The following is an 18,769-nucleotide window of genomic DNA, read 5'->3' on the forward strand; positions in this document are numbered from 1 at the left end:
AAGCCTTCAGGACGTATCGCCTAGTCATGTGCCTATGCTATAGCCAATTGAAGGTTTTGTGGCAATTCATTTTGCGCAATGCCCAAAATAGTCCGTATCTTGGCATGCGCGGCGGCGCGCATCGGCGGCACGAAACATGCGGATAAAAGCTCGCGAATTTGGCGTCATCGCATCGCGCGCGCGGCGTTGCGCGGCTGGCAGCCGCACATGCCGAGTGCTAGCAGCCCTTGCGCCAGTGCGGTTTATGCGCCTCAGGACAGCGCGGGCAATTCCACGCGCTGCATGAGCTGGCGCCACGTTTCGGCGACCCGGGCGCGCACGCGCAGGTCCGCGCCCACCCGTTCGGCGTCGATGAATTCGTAGCGACGGGCGGCTTCCAGGTGCTCCAGCATCGGCAGCCGCACCATGCCGGCGGCATCGCCCAGCAGCACCGGCGCCATGTACAGCAGCAGTTCGTCGACGCAGTCTGCCGCGACCAGCGCGCCGCTCAGGCCGGCGCCGGCCTCCACGTGCACTTCGTTGATCTGCTCGGCCGCCAGCCAACGCATCATCGCCGGCAGATCCACCCGGTCCGGCGTCGCGCCGGGCAGCGGCACGACGCGCGCGTTCATGGCATGCAGCCGCGCGGCCTTGGCCGCGTCCTCGCGGGCGGTGAAGACGATGACTTCGGCGCCGTCGAAAAGCCTGGCGTGCTCGGGGATCTCGAAGCGGCCGTCGACCACCGCCTTGCGCGGCTGGCGCGGCGTATCCACGCCGCGCACGTTCAGCTGCGGGTCGTCCTTCAGCACGGTGCCCATGCCGGTCAGCACCACGCAGCTGCGCGCGCGCCAGCGATGGCCGTCGGCGCGGGCGTCCGCGCCGGTGATCCATTGCGATACGCCGTTATGCAGGGCGCTGCGGCCGTCCAGCGAGGCCGCCATTTTCATCCACACCCAGGGCAGCCCGCGGCTCATGCGGGAAATAAAGCCCGCGTTGACCGCCAGCGCTTCTTCCCGGCACACGCCGGTGGTGACCGCAATGCCGGCCTCGCGCAGCCGCGCCAGGCCCTGCCCGTTGACCAGCGGATTCGGATCGCCCAGCGCCACCACCACGCGCGCCGGACGCGCCGCCAGCACCGCGTCCACGCAGGGCGGCGTGCGGCCGTAATGGCTGCAGGGTTCCAGCGTCACGTACAGCGTGGCGCCGGCCACCGACTCGCCGCGCGCCTGCGCGTCGCGCAGGGCGCAGACTTCGGCATGGGGACCGCCGGGGGGCTGGGTCGCGCCTTCGCCCAGCACGCGCCCGTCGCGCACGATCACGCAGCCGACCCGGGGGTTGGGCGCGGTGGAGTACATGACGGTGCGCGCCAGGTCCAGCGCGCGTCGCATCCAGAAAACGTCGTCGGGGTCGCTCGGGGTCATCATGCCCAGGATTGTATGCCGCGCCGGCCGCCTGCGACGGGGCCGGCAGTGAATGTCCGTTTTGGGCCGATAGGCGTCTTTCGCGGCGCGCCGGCGGGGCCGGGATTGCAGTAAAACTGTCGCTACACCCCTTTTTATTCCACTGCCTGGAGCCGGTCCATGAAACAAGCGCTGATCGTCATCGACGTACAAGAATCTTTCCGGCTGCGTCCGTTTTGGGACGAAACGGAATATCCGGCGTTCCTCGGGCAGATCCAGTCCCTGATCGACGCCGCCGTCGCCCGCGACATGCCGGTGCTGCAGGTGTTCCACACCAGCGCCGCCAACGACCCGGCCAACCCGTTCTCGCTGGCTTCCGGCCACGTGCGCACGCTGAAGGAGCTGCACCTCGCCCCCTCCGCCGTGTTCCACAAGACCGTGCATTCCTCGCTCTACGCGGTCGACGCCGACGGCGCCAGCCTGCACGACTGGCTGCGCGAGCACGGCATCGAGGGCGTCATCGTCTGCGGCATCCGCACCGAGCAGTGCTGCGAAACCACGGCCCGCCACGCCAGCGACGCCGGTTTCAAGGTCGTATTCCCGACCGACGCCACGCTGACCTTCGCCATGCAGAGTCCGTCCGGCAAGAACTACACGCCGGCCGAGATCCGCGACCGCACCGAACTGGTGCTGCAGGGGCGCTTCGCCCGCATCGCGCGGGCCGCCGACGCGCTGGCGGGCTAGGAGCCGCGCATGGTGCCGGTGTATTTCGTGCTGTCGCAAGGCGTCGTCCTGCTGGACGTGGCCGGCCCGGCCGAAGCGTTCCGCGTGGCCAACAAACTCTGCCCCGGCGCGTTCGAACTGCATTTCTGCGGCCCGTCGCGCGAGGTCGAGAGCGGCCTGCCCGGCCTGCACCTGGCCCAGGTCAAGCCGCTGCCAGCAGCCTTGCCGGCGCACGCGCTGGTCATCGTATCGGGCGTGGTGGGCCAGCCCACGCGCCTGGACGAGCCGCAGGCCCGCGCCATCATCGAGTGGCTCGCGCAGCGCCACCCGGCCGACGGCTTCACGCTGATGACCGTGTGCGCGGGCGCGCTGTTCGCGGCCCGCGCCGGACTGACGCGGCAGCGCGAATGCACCACGCACCACAGCTGCCTGCAGCAGCTGGCGGCCATAGACCCGAGCGCGCGGCTGCACGACAACCGCATCTTCGTCGAGGACGGCAAACTGGTCAGCAGCGCCGGCATTACCGCCGGCATCGACCTGGCGCTGCACATGGTGTCGCGCCATTGCGGGCCGCGGGTGGCCAGCGAGGTGGCGCGCGACATGGTGGTCTACCAGCGGCGCGCCGGCACCGATTCGGCGCTGTCGCCCTGGCTGGACCACCGCAGCCACCTGCATCCGGGCGTGCACCGGGTGCAGGACGCCGTGATCCGCGATCCGGCCGCGCCGTGGTCGGCGCAATCGCTGGCCGACCACGCGCATACCAGCGCGCGCCATCTGACCCGCCTGTTCCGCGAGCACGCGGGCTGCACGCCGATGGACTATCTCTACCAGATACGCGTGGCGCTGGCGCGCGACCTGCTGCGCGACACCCGGCTGGACCTGGAGCGCGTGGCCGAAAAATCGGGTTTTGGCTCGGCCCAGCACATGCGGCGGGTCTGGCGCAAGTTCCAGCCGCTCACGCCCAGCCTGGCGCGCGCGGCGGCCGAACACTGACGGGACGGGGCTTAGTCCTTGCGCAGCTTGCCCGGCAGCAGCGGGCCCTGCATCTCGCGGATGGCCTCGACGAATTCGCCGATGTCCTCGAAGCTCTTGTAGACCGAGGCGAAGCGCACGTAGGCCACCTTGTCGAGCTTGCGCAGCTCGTTCATGACCAGTTCGCCGATCTGCTCGGTGGGCACCTCGCGCAGCCCGCTGGCCAGCAGCTGCTCTTCGATGCGGGCGACCGCGGCGTCCACGTCTTCGGTGCTGACCGGCCGCTTGCGCAGCGCCAGGCTCAGGCTGGCGCGCAGCTTGCCGGGATCGTAATCGCTGCGGCTGCCGTTGCGCTTGACGACCGAAGGCATGGCGAGCTCCACCCGTTCATACGTGGTGAACCGCTTGTCGCAGGACAGGCAGCGGCGGCGACGCCGGATGGCGTCGCCCTCTTCGGAGACCCGGCTGTCGACGACCTGCGTTTCGGCATTGCCGCAAAATGGACACCGCATGTGTGATCCCTAAAGGCGCTGGAGGCAATAGTTAAGCATATTGTAACGGCGACCCGCAGCCATCCATACAGGCCAGGCCGCAAGGCCGGGGCCCGCAAAAAAAGCGAAGGGACGGCGCCTTGCGGACCGTCCCTTAGCCAGGCCAGTGCGGGCGCGCGGCCCGCAGGCGGGCTTACTTCTTGCCGTAGACCGGCAGGCGCGCGGTCAGTTCATTGACGCGGGCGCGCACGGCGGCGATGTTGGCCTCGTCGCGCGGGTTGTCCAGCACGTCGGCGATCAGGTTGGCGGTCAGCTCGGCTTCCGCTTCCTTGAAGCCGCGGGTGGTCATGGCCGGCGTGCCCAGGCGGATGCCGCTGGTCACGAAGGGCTTTTCCGGGTCGTTCGGGATGGCGTTCTTGTTGACCGTGATGTGGGCCTGGCCCAGCACGGCTTCGGCTTCCTTGCCGGTGATGCCCTTGGAGCGCAGGTCCACCAGCATCACGTGGCTTTCGGTGCGGCCGGAAACGATGCGCAGGCCGCGCTTGACCAGCGTGTCGGCCAGGACCTTGGCGTTCTTGACGACCTGCTCGGCGTAGGTCTTGAACTCGGGTTCCAGCGCTTCCTTGAAGGCCACGGCCTTGCCGGCGATGACGTGCATCAGCGGGCCGCCCTGGATGCCGGGGAAGATCGCCGAGTTGATGATCTTTTCGTACTCGGCCTTCATCATGATGACGCCGCCGCGCGGGCCGCGCAGCGACTTGTGCGTGGTCGAGGTGACGAAGTCGGCGTGCGGCACCGGGTTGGGGTAGACGCCGCCGGCGACCAGGCCGGCGTAGTGGGCGATGTCGACCATGAACAGCGCACCGTTGTCGTGGGCGATGCGGGCCATGCGCTCGAAATCGATGTGCAGGGCGTAGGCCGAGGCGCCGGCGACGATCAGCTTGGGCTTGTGCTCCTTGGCCAGCTGCTCGACCTGGGCGTAGTTCAGGACTTCGTTTTCGTCCAGGCCGTACGAGATGAAGTTGTACAGCTTGCCCGAGGCGTTGACGGAAGCGCCGTGGGTCAGGTGGCCGCCTTCGGCCAGGCTCATGCCCAGCACGGTGTCGCCCGGCTTGAGGACGGCCATGTACACGCCCTGGTTGGCCTGCGAGCCCGAGTTGGGCTGCACGTTGGCGGCTTCGGCGCCGAAGATCTGCTTCAGGCGGTCGATGGCCAGCTGTTCGACCACGTCCACGTACTCGCAACCGCCGTAGTAGCGCTTGCCCGGGTAGCCTTCGGCGTACTTGTTCGTGAACTGCGTGCCCTGGGCTTCCATGACGGCCGGGCTGGCGTAGTTTTCCGAAGCGATCAGCTCGATGTGCTGCTCCTGGCGCACGTCTTCCTTCTGGATGGCGGCCCAAACGTCCGGGTCAGCCTTGGACAGGGTGAGGTTGCGGTCAAACATGACGGGGGGTTCCTGAGACGGTAAGAAAGAGAGGAAAACGGCGTCGGACGGGGTAAACCCGGACAATGGCGGATAGTTTACCGCGTCGGGCCGGGCAAATTGCCGCCAAAATGCGCGCAACCCGGGCAAAAATGCCGCGACGGGCGCGAAAACCACGGCATCGCGGCGCGTACGGCAAAACGCCTCAAGCCGGCTTGAGGAACTTTCATGCAAGCCGGCAAGAAAAAAAGGGCCGCATAAAGCGGCCCCTTTCCGGCGGTGCGGCCTCAGGAGGCCGAGGTGGCGCCGATCTGCTTGGGCGCAAGCCTGGGGTTGAGCGTGTAGGTGCCGGTCAGCGAGGCCTTGGCCAGCACGTGGTTCTGCATGGCGCGCAGCGCGTCCTCGCCGGTGAACGAACCCTGCAGGTTCAGGGTCGGCACGTCCAGCGCGTACAGGGTGAACACGTAGCGGTGCACCAGCGCGTCGTTCCAGGGCGGGCACGGGCCGTCATAGCCGAAATAATCCCCGCTCATGTCGTGGTCATTGGCGAACCACGAGGAATACGAGTTGATGCCCTGGCGCGTGTCCATGGGCGCCAGCGGGCCGCCCTTGCCGCGCGGCGTGATGCCGTTGGAGAAGGCCCCTTCGTCGATTTCGCGCATGTCGGCGGCCAGGTCCACCAGCACCCAGTGGAAGAAGTCCACGCGCGGCAGGTCGGCCGGCACTTCGCGGCCTTCCTGGTTGACGTCGTCGGGACTGGAGGGGACGTCGGGATCGTGGCAGATCAGGGCGAACGACTGCGTACCCGCCGGGACGTCGTCCCAGGAAAACTGCGGGTTGTAGTTGTCTGCCAGCGCGACGTGCGATTGCGCATCGATCTTGCCGAAAGCGTAGCGCTCCGGAATCGACTCGTGATCGGAAAAGGACAAACTCGAGAGTTCCATGTCGTGCTCCTAGATTTGCCGCAAAGGCCCCACAGCCCCTGCCCGTACGCTCACAGGGTATCAAATCCTGATTGTCACGGCTTCAAATTAACACGCGCGAACTTGCGCTTGCCCACCTGGACCACGTAAGACCCCGCGGGCAATTGCAACGATTTGTCTTCCACGCGGTCGCCGTTGACGCGCACGCCGCCCTGCTCCACGTTGCGCTGCGCCTCCGAGCCGGACGCCACCAGGCCGGCTTCGCGCAGCAGCTTGAGTATGCCCACCGGCGCGCCGCCGATGTTCACTTCGGGGATGTCGTCGGGAATGGCGCCGTCGCGGAAGCGGGCCTCGAACGTGGCCAGCGCCGCTTCGGCGGCCTTGGCCGAGTGGAAGCGCGTGATGATTTCCTGGGCCAGCATGACCTTGGCGTCGCGCGGGTTGCGCCCGCCGTCGATTTCCTGCTTGAGCGCGGCGATCGCGTCCAGCGACAGGAACGACAGCAGCTCGAAGTAGCGCCACATCAGCGTGTCGGAAATCGACATGAGCTTGCCGAACATGGAGTCGGGCGACTCCGAAATGCCGATGTAGTTGCCCTTGGACTTGGACATCTTCTCGACGCCGTCGGTGCCCACCAGCAGCGGCATCGTCAGGATGCACTGGGGCTCCTGGCCATATTCCTTTTGCAGCTCGCGGCCGACCAGCAGGTTGAACTTCTGATCGGTGCCCCCCAGCTCCAGATCGGACTTCAGCGCCACCGAGTCATAGCCCTGCATCAGCGGATACAGGAATTCGTGCACCGAGATCGGCACGCCGTTCTTGAAGCGCTTGGTGAAGTCCTCGCGCTCCATCATGCGCGCCACGGTGTAGCGCGAGGCCAGCTGGATCATGCCGCGCGCGCCCAGCGGATCGCACCACTCGGAGTTGTAGCGGATCTCGGTGCGCGCCGGGTCCAGCACCAGGCTGGCCTGGGCGTAATAGGTCTGGGCGTTGGCCTCGATCTGCTCGCGGGTCAGCGGCGGGCGGGTGTTGTTGCGGCCGCTGGGATCGCCGATGGTCGAGGTGAAATCGCCGATCAGGAAGATGACGTTGTGCCCCATGTCCTGCAGCTGGCGCATCTTGTTCAGCACCACCGTGTGGCCCAGGTGGATGTCGGGCGCGGTGGGGTCCAGCCCCAGCTTGATGCGCAGCGGCACGCCGGTGGCGCGGCTGCGGGCCAGCTTGCGGACGAACTCGGATTCGACCAGGAGTTCGTCGCAGCCACGCTGGGCTATACGCAGATCGGCTTCGACTTCGGGAGTGATGGGGGCTTCTGAGGATGACATGGCAGGGGGACTGACGCGGCTTTGGCCGACAAAAAGGTGTAAAAAGTGACGAAAACTATCGAAAATTCTAGCCGAATCGGCTAGGATACCGCCCTAATCATACGCAATTGCCAGCTATACGCAGTTGCGGCCGCTTTACCCCGGTTTTTTCCGTTTCACTCACCCGTTGTTCACAAGATGCGCCTCGCGCCTGCCCTTGCCCCGGAAACCGTGGCGCGCGAGGGTATGTCCGCATACGCACCCTGCGAGCTCCTGCCACCTGAGAGGGTAACTTCACGATGACTCGTGGCCTCCACGAACTGGCGAGTAGCATCAAGCGCAAAGTTGCTGCCCTGTTTGCGCCCGTAGAACCCAAGCCGCACCGCTCGGGACTTTTCCGTCGCACTCTTCTCGTCACCGCACTCGGCCTGTTTGCCGGCGCCGCCGCCCTCGGCATGGTGCAGCAACCCGACCGCACCGAACTCCCCCCGTCGCGCATCATCCGCAGCGTCCTGCCGCTAAGCGCCGAGCAGGTCGAAGTCAGCGCCCCCAGCGCCGCGCCCTACATCAGCGAGACCCGCATCCGCCCGGGCGACACGCTGTCGGCCGTGCTGCAGCGCCTGGACCTGGACGCGCCCAACCTGCAGGCCTTCCTGACCCACGACGCCAGCGCCCGCAGCATCTACAAGCTGTACCCCGGCCGCTCCGTGCAGGCCGCGACCGACGAAGACGGCAAGCTGCTCTGGCTGCGCTATATCCACACCCCCGGCAACGAGGCCGACGGCCAGATCGTCACGCGCCTGCTGCACGTGGCGCCGTCGGGCGACAGCTACAAGGCCGAGGAAGTCACCGAAAACACCGAGCGCCAGACCCGCGTGGCCGTGGGCACGATCCGCTCCTCGCTGTTCGGCGCCACCGACGAGGCCGGCATCCCGGATTCGGTCACCATGCAGATGGCCGACATCCTCAGCGCCAAGATCGACTTCCTGCGCGACCTGCGCCAGGGCGACCAGTTCCGCGTGGTCTACGAAGTGCGCTCGCACGACGGGCGCTACGCCGGCGCCGGCCGCGTGCTGGCGCTGGAATTCATCAACGGCGGCAAGACCTACAGCGCCGTCTGGTTCAGCCCCGACGACAAGAGCGGCTCGTACTACGACTTCGACGGCACCAGCCTGCGCGGCGCCTTCCTGCGCACCGCGCTGAAGTTCAGCCGCATCAGCTCCACCTTCGGCATGCGCATGCACCCCATCCACAAGACCTGGACGGGACACAAGGGCGTGGACTACGCGGCGCCGTCCGGCACCCCGATCCACTCCACCGCCGACGGCACGGTCGAATTCGCCGGCTGGCAGAACGGCTACGGCAACGTGGTCATCGTCAAGCACCACGGCAAGTACTCGACGCTGTACGCGCACCAGAGCCGCATCGCCCAGGGCATCACCAAGGGCGCGAAGATCTCGCAAGGCCAGCTGCTGGGCTACGTCGGCTCCACCGGCTGGGCCACCGGCCCGCACCTGCACTACGAGTTCCGCGTGGCCAACCAGCCGGTCGACCCGCTGGCCGTGGACCTGCCCGTGGCGCGCAGCCTGGAACCCGCCGAAGTGCGCGCGTTCAACCAGGCCGTGGCCCCGTACAAGCAGCAGATCCAGCTGCTGACCCAGTTCCAGCAGACCCTGCCCGACGCGCTGACCAACGTGGCCAGCCGCTAGGCAAGACGTCACCCCGAAGGCGGCCCCGCACGATCACTGCGCGGCCGCTTTTTTTATTGCGAGAGGCCATCCCGTGACTTCCCGAGTCTCCAAGGATTCCAGGCTCTACATCGGCTTGATGTCGGGCACCAGCGTCGACGGCGTCGACGGCGTGCTGGCGCGCCTGGGCGGCGGGCAGCCGCCCCAGGTGCTGGCCAGCGCCAGCCTGCCCATGCCGGCCGGCCTGCGCCAGGAACTGCTGGCGCTGAACCAGCCCGGCGAGGACGAACTGGCGCGTGGCGCGCTGGCCGCCAATGCGCTGGCCCGCCTGTATGCCCAGGCCGTGGCCGCGCTGCTGCAGGACGCCGCGGTGGCGGCGCAGGACGTGGCGGCCATCGGCGCCCACGGCCAGACGGTGCGGCACCGCCCCGACCGCGGCTATACCGTGCAGCTCAACGCGCCCGCCCTGCTGGCCGAACTGACCGGCATCGACGTGGTGGCCGACTTCCGCAGCCGCGACGTGGCCGCCGGCGGCCAGGGCGCGCCGCTGGTGCCCCCCTTTCACGCGGCCGTCTTCGGCGCCGCCCACGGCCGCGCCGTGCTCAACCTGGGCGGCATCGCCAACGTGACGCTGCTCGCGCCCGGCCAGCCCCCGCGCGGCTTCGACACCGGTCCGGCCAACGTGCTGCTCGACGGCTGGTGCCAGCGCCACCTGGGCGCGCCGTTCGACGCCGACGGCCGCTGGGCCGCCACCGGCCGGGTGCTGGCGCCGCTGCTGGAACAGCTGATCGCCGGCGAGCCCTGGTTCGCCCTGCCGCCGCCCAAGTCCACCGGCCGCGACCTGTTCAACATGCAATGGCTGGACAGCCGGCTGGCGGCCTACGACGGCCCCAGCCCGGCGCCGCAGGACGTGCAGGCCACGCTGGAGCGGCTGACGGCGCGCAGCGTGGCCAACGCCATCGACGCGGCCGCGCCCGGCACCCAGGAGGTGTACGTCTGCGGCGGCGGCGCGCGCAATCCGGGGCTGATGCGCGAGCTGGCGTACTGCCTGCAGCGGCCGGTGCAGGCCACCGACGCGCTGGGCGTGCCGGCGCAGGAAGTCGAGGCCCTGGCGTTTGCGTGGCTGGCGCAGGCGTTCCTGGAGCGGCGGCCGGCGGGCATGCCCGCGGTCACGGGAGCGCGGGGGGAGCGTATTCTGGGGGGGCTTTATCCGGCTTAGGCGGGATGGAAAGGGGGGCTGTGGGCTGGCTGATGGGTTTCGCGCGTTCGAGGTTCTCGTTCTTGTTCAAAATATCTCGCGCTACACCCATCCTACGCGCCTACCGTAGGATGGGTGTAGCGCGAGAAACCATAGGCAAGAAAGAGAACCTCGAACGCGCGAAACCCATCACACCCCTCACACGCAAAAAAGCCCTTCGGCATGCCGAAGGGCTTTTCTTGGCGACTCGGAACCGGCGGTTTACACCGAGAACGAGGAACCGCAGCCGCAGGTGGTGCTGGCGTTGGGATTGCGGATGACGAACTGCGCGCCTTCCAGGTCTTCCTTGTAGTCGATTTCGGCGCCGACCAGGTACTGGAAGCTCATCGGATCGACCAGCAGCTGCACGCCGGCCTTGTCCAGCACGGTGTCGTCTTCGTTGACGACTTCATCGAAGGTGAAGCCGTACTGGAAGCCCGAACAGCCGCCGCCCTGCACGAATACGCGCAGCTTGAGCTCGGGATTGCCCTCTTCGGCCAACAGATCCTTCACTTTGGCCGCGGCCGAGTCGGTAAAGAGCAAGGGAGCAGGCGGGGCGGCCTGCAGGTCGACGGTTTCGGTCACTGCATTCATGGTTCACTCCTGGCCGGTTCGGCCATATTTCGGTGAGCGGCCTCGCCGCCCGTATGTTGTCACTATAGCGCACGCTTTGCGCAGACTCAAAGTTCCAGCTTGACGTTGCGCGACGCGCGCACGGTTTCGCCTTCCAGCACGCTGACGGTCACGCTTTCGGGGACAAAGCCCTCTGGCAGCGCCAGCACGCCCTGGCTGCGCTGGTACTGGTCGAACTGCAGGGCCAGCGAGGCCGCGGCGGTGCTTTCGCCGGTATTGGTCACCGGGCCGGATTCGGCCTTTACCTGCAGCGGGGCCAGCTCGACGGTGACCGTCTCGCCCTGGAGGGTGCCGGTGGCCTGGAACCGCAAGGCCCCGGCGAACGGCGTACCGCCATTGCGGCCGCTGCGCATGAGCAGGACCTTGTAGCGCAGGCCGCCGCCGCCGCGGTCGATCTGCACGCCGCGGATGTCGACGGCGCCTTCGGGGCCCGGCGGCAGCAGCTGCTCATAGAACGCCAGCTGGTCGCGCACCCGGCCGACTTCGGCCTGGACGGCGCGCAGCTCGGTTTCGAGTTCCTGGCGCGCGGCGCGCTCGATGACCAGTTCGCCGTCGGCGGCGTCGAGCTGCCCCTGGACGTAGCGCAGCTGCGTGGCCTGCTGGCGCATGGACTCTTCCTGGGCCTCGGCCTGGCGGGCGCTGATGACGACCGCGTCCTGCGGCCGGTAGAGCTGGCGGGCGTAGAAATAGCCCGCGGAGCCGCCCAGCAGCACGCCCGCCAGCAGGCCCGCGAACACGCGCAGCAGCCCGCCGGCCGGGCGGGTCTGGGGCGTTGCGTTGGGGTCTGGAGGCATGAAGGACGGCGGCCCGCGGCCGGGCCGCGGACCTTGTTTACGTCAGGGCAGGATGGCGACCTGGTCCAGGCCGGTGGATTCGGGCACGCCGAACATCAGGTTCATGTTCTGCACCGCCTGGCCGGCGGCGCCCTTGACCAGGTTGTCCTGCACCACCAGCACGATGAGCTGGTCGCCGTTGCCGGGACGGCTGAGCGCGATGCGCAGGTTGTTGGACGCGCGCACCGAGCGCGTCTCGGGCAGGCTGCCGGCCGGCATCACGTCGACGAAGGGCTCGTTCGCGTAGCGTTCTTCGAACAGCGCCTGGAAGTCGGTGTCGCGGGCCTCGGGCAGGATGCGCGCGTAGATCGTGGAGAACATGCCGCGGATCATCGGCACCAGGTGGGGCACGAAGGTCAGGCCGACCTTGCCGCCGGCGATCTTTTCCAGCTGGGCGACGATTTCGGGGTGGTGGCGATGGCCGGCCACGCCATAGGCCTTGAAGTTGTCGGAAGCCTCCGAGAACAGCGAACCCACTTCGGCCTTGCGGCCGGCGCCCGACACGCCCGACTTGCAGTCGGCGATCAGGGTCTGCGCGTCGACCAGCTTCTTGCCGCCTTCGAGCAGCGGCGCCAGGCCGAGCAGCACGGTGGTGGGATAGCAGCCCGGGTTGCCGATGACGCGCGCCTTGGCGATGGCTTCGCGGTTCAGTTCGACCAGGCCGTACTGCGATTCGGCCAGGATGTCGGGGCAGGTATGGGGAATCTTGTACCAGCGTTCGAAGGTGGGGATGTCCTGCAGGCGGAAGTCCGCGGCCAGGTCGATGACCCGGGTGCCAGCGGCGATCAGTTCCTGGGCCTGGGCCATGGCCACGCCGTGCGGCGTCGCAAAGAACACCACGTCGCAATCGGTCAGCGTGGCCTTTTCCGGCGCCGAGAAGGCGATGTTCACGCGGCCGCGCAGGTTCGGATACATGTCGGCGACAGGCAGCCCGTCTTCCTTGCGGGAGGTGATGGCGGTCAGTTCCACGTTGGGGTGCTGCGACAGCAAGCGCAGCAGTTCGACGCCGGTATAGCCGGTGCCGCCGACGATGCCGACCTTGATGCGGGTGTTCGATGCTTGGGCCATGGTAAGTGCTCTTCGAAGAACGAGGATAGATTGTATCGCTCGGGACAGCGGCGTTGCGGCACAGCGGCCGGGATGGCGCCGCAACACCAGGTTCGGACCGCGGCCGAGGCGCGGAGTTCCGCGCCGGACCGCGGCGGCCATATGAAAAAAGCCCGCCGAAGCGGGCTTTTGGTGCAGAGCGCCTTAGCGCTTGCTGAACTGCTTGCGACGGCGCGCCTTGCGGAAGCCGACCTTCTTGCGTTCGACTTCGCGGGCATCGCGGGTCACGAAGCCGGCTTGCGACAGCGCGGACTTCAGGGTGGCGTCGTAGTCGATCAGGGCACGCGTGATGCCGTGACGGACTGCGCCGGCCTGGCCGGTTTCACCGCCGCCGTGCACGTTGACCTTGATGTCGAACGATTCCAGGTGGCCGGTCAGTTCCAGCGGCTGGCGCACGATCATGCGGCCGGTTTCGCGAGCGAAGAACTCGTCGACGGGCTTGCCGTTGACGACGATCTTGCCCGTGCCCTTCTTGATGAAAACGCGAGCCACCGAGGTTTTGCGACGGCCGGTTCCGTAGTTCCAGTTACCGATCATGGCGTTTCCTTAGATATCCAGCGTCTTGGGCTGCTGGGCGGTGTGCGGGTGCTCGGCACCGGCGTACACCTTCAGTTTCTTGATCATGGCGTAGCCCAGAGGACCCTTGGGCAGCATGCCCTTGACAGCCTTCTGGATGGCGCGGCCGGGGAAACGCTCTTGGAGCTTCTCGAAGTTCGTTTCACGGATACCGCCCGGGTACGTGGTGTGGCGGAAGTACTTCTTGTCCTTCGCCTTGCTACCCGTAACGACGATATCGGCAGCGTTGATGATGACGATGTAGTCACCGGTATCAACGTGCGGCGTGAATTCAGGTTTGTGCTTGCCACGCAGACGACGTGCGACTTCGCTGGCCACACGACCGAGGACTTTGCCCTTGGCGTCGATCACAAACCAGTCACGTTGGACTTCATGCGGCTTGGCCACAAAGGTCTTCATGATGGTTCCTAGTAAAAATTTTCTCTGGCTGGACCATCCAACCAGGTTTTTTCCCCAACTAAGCCGAATTGCCGGAAAAAAACCGGCAACTCCAGCCCATATCGGCGTCTGCCTAAGCGTTATTACCCGCCCGTGCTTCTGGCCAAAATGAGGGAAAGCCAACGATTCTAGCACAGTTGCTCAAAAAATGGGCAACCCCGTGCGCACACGGAAGAATCCGGCAGGAGGGACGCATCCCCCCTGCCCCGTATCAGCCGCCGAGATAGGCTTCCAGCACGCGGGGATGGCCCAGCAGTTCGCGGCCGGTGCCGGTCAGCGCCATGGCGCCGTTTTCCAGCACGTAGCCCTGCTGCGCGATCTTGAGCGCCTGGCGCACGTTCTGCTCCACCAGGAACAGGGTCAGGCCGTCGGCGTTGATGGCGCGCAGCGAGCGGAAGATTTCCTGGACCACGATGGGCGCCAGGCCCATGGACGGTTCGTCCAGCAGCAGCAGGCGCGGCTTGGCCATCAGGGCGCGGCCGATCGCCAGCATCTGCTGTTCGCCGCCGGACAGGTTGCCGGCGATTCCCGTGATCCGCTCCTTCAGGCGCGGGAACAGGTTGAACACGTATTCCAGGTCGTCGCCGACGTTCTTCAGGCCGCGGCGGTAGGCGCCCAGCTCCAGGTTTTCCAGCACCGTCATGGTGGTGAGGATGGCGCGGCCTTCGGGCACCTGCACGATGCCGCGCGCCACCAGCTGGTGCGGCGCCAGGTTGGTGATGTCCTCGCCTTCGAACGTGATGCGGCCGCGCGCCTTGGGCAGCAGGCCCGACAGCGCCAGCAGCGTGGTCGATTTGCCGGCGCCGTTGGCGCCGACCAGCGCGGTGATTTCCTTGGCGTTCAGATCCAGGTCTATGCCGCGGACAGCTTCGATGTGGCCGTAATTGACCTCGAGCCCGCGGACTTCCAGCATTGCGCTCATTTCGCGCCCTCCGCCAGTTCGGTGTCGTCGTCGTCTTCGCGGCCCAGGTAGGCCTCGATGACCTGCTCATTGTTGCGGATTTCCTCGGGACCGCCGCAGGCGATGATCTTGCCGAAGTTCAGCACCGCGATGCGTTCGCACAGGCCCATGACGAAGCGCATGTCGTGCTCGATCATGAGGATGGTGTAGCCGCGGTCGCGGATCGCCAGGATCTCGCGCATGAGTTCGGCCCGCTCGCCGGTGTTCATGCCGGCCACGGGCTCGTCCAGCAGCAGCAGCTTGGGCTCGGTGGCCAGCGCGCGCGCCAGCTCCAGGCGGCGCTGTTCGCCGTAGGACAGGTTATCCGCCAGGTCGTTGGCCTTGTGGTCCAGGCGCATCCAGGTCAGCAGTTCGTGGGCGCGCTCGCGGGCGCGCTGCTCGGCCTCGCGGTAACCCGGCAGGCCCAGCAGCAGGCCGGGAAAGCCGTAGTTCATGTGGCGGTAGGCGCCCACCACCACGTTCTCCAGCAGCGTCATCTCCTTGAAGAGACGGATGTTCTGGAAGGTGCGGGCGATGCCCATGCGCGTGATGCTGTGCGGCTTCTTGCGCAGCACGCTCTCGCCCTGGAAGGTGATGGCGCCGCCGCTGGGCGGCAGCAAGCCGGTGATCAGGTTGAACACCGTGGTCTTGCCGGCGCCGTTGGGGCCGATCAGGCCGAAGATGGCGCCTTCGGGCACCGACAGGCTGACGTCATGCAGCACGTGCAGGCCGCCGAAGTTCTTGGAGACGGAGGAGAGCTCAAGCATGGCGCTTGCCTCCTTGACGCATCCAGCGCTTGAAGCGCGCCGGATCCCAGATGCCTTGCGGCAGGAACAGCACTATCACCACCAGAATCACTCCGTTGAGGACGAGGCGGAAATCCGCGAATCCGCGCAGCAGCTCGGGCAGCACCGTGATGATGAAGCTGCCCAGCACGGGGCCGGTCAGGCCGCCGATGCCGCCCAGGATGGCCATGGTCAGGATTTCCACGCCACGGTCGAAGCCGTATTCGTTGGGGCCGATGAAGAAGGTCAGGTGGGCGTTGAGCGCACCGGCCAGACCCGCGATCACGGCGCCGGCCACGAAGGCCAGCATCTTGTTGGCGCGCACGTCGATGCCCATCAGGCCGGCGGCGGTTTCGTCGCCGCGGATGGCGTCGAAGGCGCGGCCGACCTTGGAGGCGCGCACGCGCCACAGCACCAGCAGCACGATGACGACCGCCAGCAGCACGTGCCACCACTGCGTCAGCTGCGGAATGCCGTTAAGGCCCAGGGCGCCGCCGGTGATGGATTCAGTGTTCAGCACCGTCACGCGCACCACTTCGCCGAAGCCCAGCGTGGCCATCGCGAGATAGACCCCGGACAGGCGCAGGGTGGGCAGGCCGATCAGGGCCGCCACCAGCGCGGGCGCGGCCATGCCGCCGGCCAACGCGACCGTGAACGGCGCGTCGTAGTTCATGGTGAGCAGCGCGGCGGTGTACGCCCCGATGCCCATGAAGGCGGCGTTGGCCATGGCCAGCATGCCGCAGGCCAGGGTCAGCCAGATGGAGAGGGCCAACAATGCGTTGGTGCCCAGCGTGAGCACCAGGTTGCCATAGATGGCCCAGAAGTTTTCGAATCCGCTCATACTCAAGCCTTGCGTTGAACCACTTTGCCGAACAGACCTTGCGGGCGCACCAGCAGGATCAGGAACAGCAGGCCGAAAGCCACCGCGTCGCGCATGGTGGAGCCGATGTAAGCCACCGACAGCACCTCGGCGAAGCCCAGGAAAAGACCGCCCAGCATGGCGCCGCGTATGTCGCCCATGCCCCCCAGGATGATGACCGCGATGCCCTTGTGCAGCATCGGCTGGCCCATCAGCGGGAACAGCGCGTTCGAGTACAGGCCGATCAGCACGCCGGCCACCCCGCCCAGCGCGGCGGCGGCGAACGAGGTGGTGACGAACAGGCGTTCGACGTTGATGCCCAGCAGCCAGGCGGCCTTGGGCGATTCGGCGATGGCGCGCAGCGCGCGGCCGAACTGGGTGCGGCGCATGACGAACATCAGCACCGCCATCAGCGCGAACGACAGGAAGATGATGCCCAGCTCGATCACCGTCAGGTGCAGGCCGGCGATTTCGATCACATCTTCCGGCACGGTGCCGTGCGGGAAGCGCAGGTTGCTGGCGCCGAAGATGCCCTGGGCGCCGTTGTTCAGGATGATGCCCACGCCGATGGTGGCGATCATGGGGATCAGGTGAGGCGCGTTGCGCTTGCGCAGCGGCTTGAGCACCAGGTAGTCGATGATGACGCCGGTGAAGCCGGCGACGAAGAAGGCGACCATCAGCGCGGCCCACAGGGGCAGGCTGAAGTGCTGGACCACGGTCAGCGCGGCGTAGGCGCCGACCATGAACACGGCGCCATGCGCCAGGTTGATCACCCCGAGCACGCCGAAGACCAGCGTGAAGCCCAGCGCGAACAGCGCATACACGCAGCCCAGCGACAAGGCGTTGACGAATTGTTGTTCCAACATGATGGGACGTTCCAAATCAAAAAATAAGGCCCCCGAGGGGCGGCCCTTTGTATAAAAGGCGTCCACGCGACGTCCTCTGCGTGGGCCGGCTGCCCCTGCTCCAGGGACGCACTTTCATCCGGGGACCCGGGCCCGCACGCCGCTCCCCTGGCGTGGACTTTCCGCCCCCTGAGGGGGTCTTCGTCCTGAACGGGCCCTTGCGATCAAAAAACGCCTTGTGGACGGCCGCGGCCGTCCACAAGGCACATCCCCCGCGCGGGGATGCGTGTCAGCTTACTTCTCGATGACGTACTTGCCGTCCTTGGTCACGCTGACGATGGGAGCCTGGTCGGCGTCGTAGCCGGCGGGCTTGCCGGCCCGGTCCTTGGCCTGGCGGAACTTGAACGGGCCGGTGGCGCCGGTCCAGGTCACCGACGGCAGGGCGTCGCGCACGGCGGCGCGGTCCTTGGCCAGTTCGCCGCTGATCTTGACGTTCTTCAGGGCCTGGGCGGCGATGTACATGGCGTCGTACGACTGGGCCGCGAACTGGTCGGGCGCGCCGTTGAACTTGGCCTTGTAGGCGTCGACGAACTTGACGTTCTCGGGGGCCTTGTTCTCGATCGACCACGGGCTGCCGATCCACAGATTGTTCGACGCGCCGCCGGGGGCCAGGTCGAAGATCTTGACCGAGTTCATGCCGTTGCCGCCGATGACCGGCACGTTCAGGCCGAGCTGGCGGGCCTGGACCATGATCGGGGCGCCTTCGGCCAGCAGCGCGGACAGCACGATGGCGTCGGGGTTGGTGCCCTTGATCTTGGTCAGCTGGGCCTTGAAGTCCACGTCGCCCTTGGCGAAGGTTTCGGTGGTGGTGACCGGGATCTTCTGGTCTTCCAGGGCCTTCTTGAAGTTGTCGTAGCCGCTCTTGGTGAAGACGTCGTCGTTGCCGTAGAGGACGGCGACGTTCTTCAGGCCGGTCTTGGCCTTGACGGTGGAGATGGTGGCCGGCAGCACGTCGGCTTCGGTGACCGAGTTGCGGAACACGTAGTTGCCGATGGAGGTGATGCCGTCGGCGGTGTTGGAGGTGCCGAAGACCACGGTCTTGGCGGCCTGGGCGATCGGGTCGGCGGCCTGGGCCGAGTTCGACAGGGTGGGACCGAAGACCATCAGGACGTTGTCCTTGAAGATCAGCTTCTTGAAGACGTTGATCGCTTCTTCTTTCTTGCCCTGCTCGTCTTCGATCACGAGCACGATCTTGTTGCCGTTGATCCCGCCCGCGGCGTTGATTTCATCGGCGGCGAGCTGGAAGCCGTTGCGGATCGACACGCCGTACTGGGCGGCGCCGCCGGACAGGGCTTCGGCCACGCCGATCTTGATGTCGGCAGCATAGGCGGCCGGAACGACACCGGCGGCGATCAGCGCGGCCAGCAGCTTCTTGGTCTTGGATTGCATGGTTGGTACCACCTTAAAGTCTGTCTCGGAATATTGGTAATCCGGGCTGATGTAATCCTGCCGGATTGACGTCGGATGCCGCCTAAAGGCGCCATGTTTGCGCGTCAAGACCCGGGATATTACTCCTTTGTATCAGGCCGAAACTCGAATGCCATTCAACAAAA

Annotated in this window: 19 protein-coding genes; 4 read left to right on the plus strand and 15 right to left on the minus strand. The window is 66.7% G+C overall.

Going from position 1 to position 18,769, the window contains the following annotated elements:
• Positions 1-251: 251 nt before the first annotated feature.
• Complete coding sequence (ribD, locus tag A6B37_RS19930) at positions 252-1,367, minus strand: bifunctional diaminohydroxyphosphoribosylaminopyrimidine deaminase/5-amino-6-(5-phosphoribosylamino)uracil reductase RibD (RefSeq protein ID WP_102775883.1); 1,116 nt, start codon at positions 1,365-1,367, stop codon at positions 252-254.
• Between the two features lie 192 nt (positions 1,368-1,559).
• On the opposite strand from ribD, the gene A6B37_RS19935 reads away from it, so the two are divergent.
• Entirely contained in the window at positions 1,560-2,123 is a 564-nt protein-coding gene (locus A6B37_RS19935; protein ID WP_102775808.1) for an isochorismatase family protein, read from the plus strand.
• A 9-nt stretch (positions 2,124-2,132) separates the two neighbouring features.
• Positions 2,133-3,095: a helix-turn-helix domain-containing protein gene (locus tag A6B37_RS19940; protein ID WP_102775807.1), complete on the plus strand. Its 963-nt coding sequence runs from the start codon at positions 2,133-2,135 to the stop codon at positions 3,093-3,095.
• A gap of 11 nt (positions 3,096-3,106) precedes the next feature.
• Here the strand turns inward: A6B37_RS19940 and nrdR are convergent, their stop codons facing one another.
• From nrdR to tyrS, 4 genes are all read right to left on the minus strand, one after another.
• Positions 3,107-3,586 carry a transcriptional regulator NrdR gene (gene nrdR, locus A6B37_RS19945; protein WP_102775806.1) on the minus strand — a complete coding sequence of 160 codons (480 nt, stop codon included), beginning with the start codon at positions 3,584-3,586 and terminating at the stop codon, positions 3,107-3,109.
• A 172-nt stretch (positions 3,587-3,758) separates the two neighbouring features.
• Positions 3,759-5,009 (minus strand): serine hydroxymethyltransferase, encoded by a 1,251-nt coding sequence (gene glyA / locus A6B37_RS19950; RefSeq protein ID WP_102775805.1) that lies wholly within the window; start codon positions 5,007-5,009, stop codon positions 3,759-3,761.
• Between the two features lie 266 nt (positions 5,010-5,275).
• Positions 5,276-5,932, minus strand: coding sequence for a YbhB/YbcL family Raf kinase inhibitor-like protein (locus A6B37_RS19955; protein WP_102775804.1), 657 nt, complete (start codon positions 5,930-5,932; stop codon positions 5,276-5,278).
• A gap of 74 nt (positions 5,933-6,006) precedes the next feature.
• Positions 6,007-7,236, minus strand: a complete 1,230-nt coding sequence (tyrS, locus tag A6B37_RS19960; RefSeq protein WP_111826726.1) for a tyrosine--tRNA ligase — start codon at positions 7,234-7,236, stop codon at positions 6,007-6,009.
• 278 nt (positions 7,237-7,514) lie between these two features.
• Here tyrS and A6B37_RS19965 point away from each other — a divergent pair, with 278 nt between their 5' ends.
• Complete coding sequence (locus A6B37_RS19965; RefSeq protein WP_102775802.1) at positions 7,515-8,924, plus strand: peptidoglycan DD-metalloendopeptidase family protein; 1,410 nt, start codon at positions 7,515-7,517, stop codon at positions 8,922-8,924.
• Positions 8,925-8,997: 73 nt separating this feature from the next.
• Positions 8,998-10,122, plus strand: a complete 1,125-nt coding sequence (locus A6B37_RS19970; RefSeq protein ID WP_281492796.1) for an anhydro-N-acetylmuramic acid kinase — start codon at positions 8,998-9,000, stop codon at positions 10,120-10,122.
• Positions 10,123-10,362: 240 nt separating this feature from the next.
• On the opposite strand, the gene erpA is transcribed toward A6B37_RS19970, so the two are convergent.
• The 10 genes from erpA to A6B37_RS20020 all read right to left on the minus strand — a co-directional run bounded on the left by erpA (position 10,363) and on the right by A6B37_RS20020 (position 18,605).
• Positions 10,363-10,734, minus strand: a complete 372-nt coding sequence (gene erpA, locus A6B37_RS19975) for an iron-sulfur cluster insertion protein ErpA (protein ID WP_102775800.1) — start codon at positions 10,732-10,734, stop codon at positions 10,363-10,365.
• 86 nt (positions 10,735-10,820) lie between these two features.
• Complete coding sequence (locus A6B37_RS19980; protein ID WP_102775799.1) at positions 10,821-11,567, minus strand: DUF6776 family protein; 747 nt, start codon at positions 11,565-11,567, stop codon at positions 10,821-10,823.
• A gap of 42 nt (positions 11,568-11,609) precedes the next feature.
• On the minus strand, positions 11,610-12,674 hold the full coding sequence (gene argC, locus A6B37_RS19985; RefSeq protein WP_102775798.1) for an N-acetyl-gamma-glutamyl-phosphate reductase: 1,065 nt from the start codon (positions 12,672-12,674) through the stop codon (positions 11,610-11,612).
• A gap of 183 nt (positions 12,675-12,857) precedes the next feature.
• On the minus strand, positions 12,858-13,250 hold the full coding sequence (gene rpsI / locus A6B37_RS19990) for a 30S ribosomal protein S9 (RefSeq protein ID WP_042796334.1): 393 nt from the start codon (positions 13,248-13,250) through the stop codon (positions 12,858-12,860).
• A 9-nt stretch (positions 13,251-13,259) separates the two neighbouring features.
• Positions 13,260-13,688 carry a 50S ribosomal protein L13 gene (gene rplM, locus A6B37_RS19995; protein WP_043544818.1) on the minus strand — a complete coding sequence of 143 codons (429 nt, stop codon included), beginning with the start codon at positions 13,686-13,688 and terminating at the stop codon, positions 13,260-13,262.
• A 250-nt stretch (positions 13,689-13,938) separates the two neighbouring features.
• Positions 13,939-14,649, minus strand: a complete 711-nt coding sequence (locus tag A6B37_RS20000; RefSeq protein ID WP_102775797.1) for an ABC transporter ATP-binding protein — start codon at positions 14,647-14,649, stop codon at positions 13,939-13,941.
• Positions 14,646-15,434 (minus strand): ABC transporter ATP-binding protein, encoded by a 789-nt coding sequence (locus A6B37_RS20005; RefSeq protein ID WP_102775796.1) that lies wholly within the window; start codon positions 15,432-15,434, stop codon positions 14,646-14,648. Before A6B37_RS20005 ends, A6B37_RS20000 begins: the two co-directional genes overlap by 4 nt.
• Positions 15,427-16,293 carry a branched-chain amino acid ABC transporter permease gene (locus A6B37_RS20010; RefSeq protein ID WP_102775795.1) on the minus strand — a complete coding sequence of 289 codons (867 nt, stop codon included), beginning with the start codon at positions 16,291-16,293 and terminating at the stop codon, positions 15,427-15,429. Before A6B37_RS20010 ends, A6B37_RS20005 begins: the two co-directional genes overlap by 8 nt.
• Before the next feature lie 2 nt (positions 16,294-16,295).
• Positions 16,296-17,177 carry a branched-chain amino acid ABC transporter permease gene (locus A6B37_RS20015; RefSeq protein WP_111826728.1) on the minus strand — a complete coding sequence of 294 codons (882 nt, stop codon included), beginning with the start codon at positions 17,175-17,177 and terminating at the stop codon, positions 16,296-16,298.
• Positions 17,178-17,450: 273 nt separating this feature from the next.
• Positions 17,451-18,605 carry an ABC transporter substrate-binding protein gene (locus tag A6B37_RS20020; protein ID WP_111826729.1) on the minus strand — a complete coding sequence of 385 codons (1,155 nt, stop codon included), beginning with the start codon at positions 18,603-18,605 and terminating at the stop codon, positions 17,451-17,453.
• Between the last annotated feature and the right edge of the window lie 164 nt (positions 18,606-18,769).

The organism is Achromobacter sp. HZ01 (assembly GCF_003267925.1).
GTDB classification, from domain to species: Bacteria; Pseudomonadota; Gammaproteobacteria; order Burkholderiales; family Burkholderiaceae_B; genus Achromobacter; species Achromobacter pulmonis_A.

What these genes read in the sequence shown, in the direction of transcription:
- A6B37_RS19965 (WP_102775802.1), top strand. Translation starts at nt 7,515, where the DNA reads ATGACTCGTGGCCTCCACGAACTGGCGAGTAGCATCAAGCGCAAAGTT.
- A6B37_RS19935 (WP_102775808.1), top strand. Translation starts at nt 1,560, where the DNA reads ATGAAACAAGCGCTGATCGTCATCGACGTACAAGAATCTTTCCGGCTG.
- A6B37_RS20005 (WP_102775796.1), bottom strand. Translation starts at nt 15,434, where the DNA reads ATGCTTGAGCTCTCCTCCGTCTCCAAGAACTTCGGCGGCCTGCACGTG.
- ribD (WP_102775883.1), bottom strand. Translation starts at nt 1,367, where the DNA reads ATGCGACGCGCGCTGGACCTGGCGCGCACCGTCATGTACTCCACCGCG.
- A6B37_RS20010 (WP_102775795.1), bottom strand. Translation starts at nt 16,293, where the DNA reads ATGAGCGGATTCGAAAACTTCTGGGCCATCTATGGCAACCTGGTGCTC.
- A6B37_RS19980 (WP_102775799.1), bottom strand. Translation starts at nt 11,567, where the DNA reads ATGCCTCCAGACCCCAACGCAACGCCCCAGACCCGCCCGGCCGGCGGG.
- A6B37_RS19955 (WP_102775804.1), bottom strand. Translation starts at nt 5,932, where the DNA reads ATGGAACTCTCGAGTTTGTCCTTTTCCGATCACGAGTCGATTCCGGAG.
- nrdR (WP_102775806.1), bottom strand. Translation starts at nt 3,586, where the DNA reads ATGCGGTGTCCATTTTGCGGCAATGCCGAAACGCAGGTCGTCGACAGC.
- rpsI (WP_042796334.1), bottom strand. Translation starts at nt 13,250, where the DNA reads ATGATCGGTAACTGGAACTACGGAACCGGCCGTCGCAAAACCTCGGTG.
- tyrS (WP_111826726.1), bottom strand. Translation starts at nt 7,236, where the DNA reads ATGTCATCCTCAGAAGCCCCCATCACTCCCGAAGTCGAAGCCGATCTG.
- A6B37_RS19940 (WP_102775807.1), top strand. Translation starts at nt 2,133, where the DNA reads ATGGTGCCGGTGTATTTCGTGCTGTCGCAAGGCGTCGTCCTGCTGGAC.
- A6B37_RS20015 (WP_111826728.1), bottom strand. Translation starts at nt 17,177, where the DNA reads ATGTTGGAACAACAATTCGTCAACGCCTTGTCGCTGGGCTGCGTGTAT.
- A6B37_RS20000 (WP_102775797.1), bottom strand. Translation starts at nt 14,649, where the DNA reads ATGAGCGCAATGCTGGAAGTCCGCGGGCTCGAGGTCAATTACGGCCAC.
- erpA (WP_102775800.1), bottom strand. Translation starts at nt 10,734, where the DNA reads ATGAATGCAGTGACCGAAACCGTCGACCTGCAGGCCGCCCCGCCTGCT.
- glyA (WP_102775805.1), bottom strand. Translation starts at nt 5,009, where the DNA reads ATGTTTGACCGCAACCTCACCCTGTCCAAGGCTGACCCGGACGTTTGG.
- argC (WP_102775798.1), bottom strand. Translation starts at nt 12,674, where the DNA reads ATGGCCCAAGCATCGAACACCCGCATCAAGGTCGGCATCGTCGGCGGC.
- A6B37_RS20020 (WP_111826729.1), bottom strand. Translation starts at nt 18,605, where the DNA reads ATGCAATCCAAGACCAAGAAGCTGCTGGCCGCGCTGATCGCCGCCGGT.
- rplM (WP_043544818.1), bottom strand. Translation starts at nt 13,688, where the DNA reads ATGAAGACCTTTGTGGCCAAGCCGCATGAAGTCCAACGTGACTGGTTT.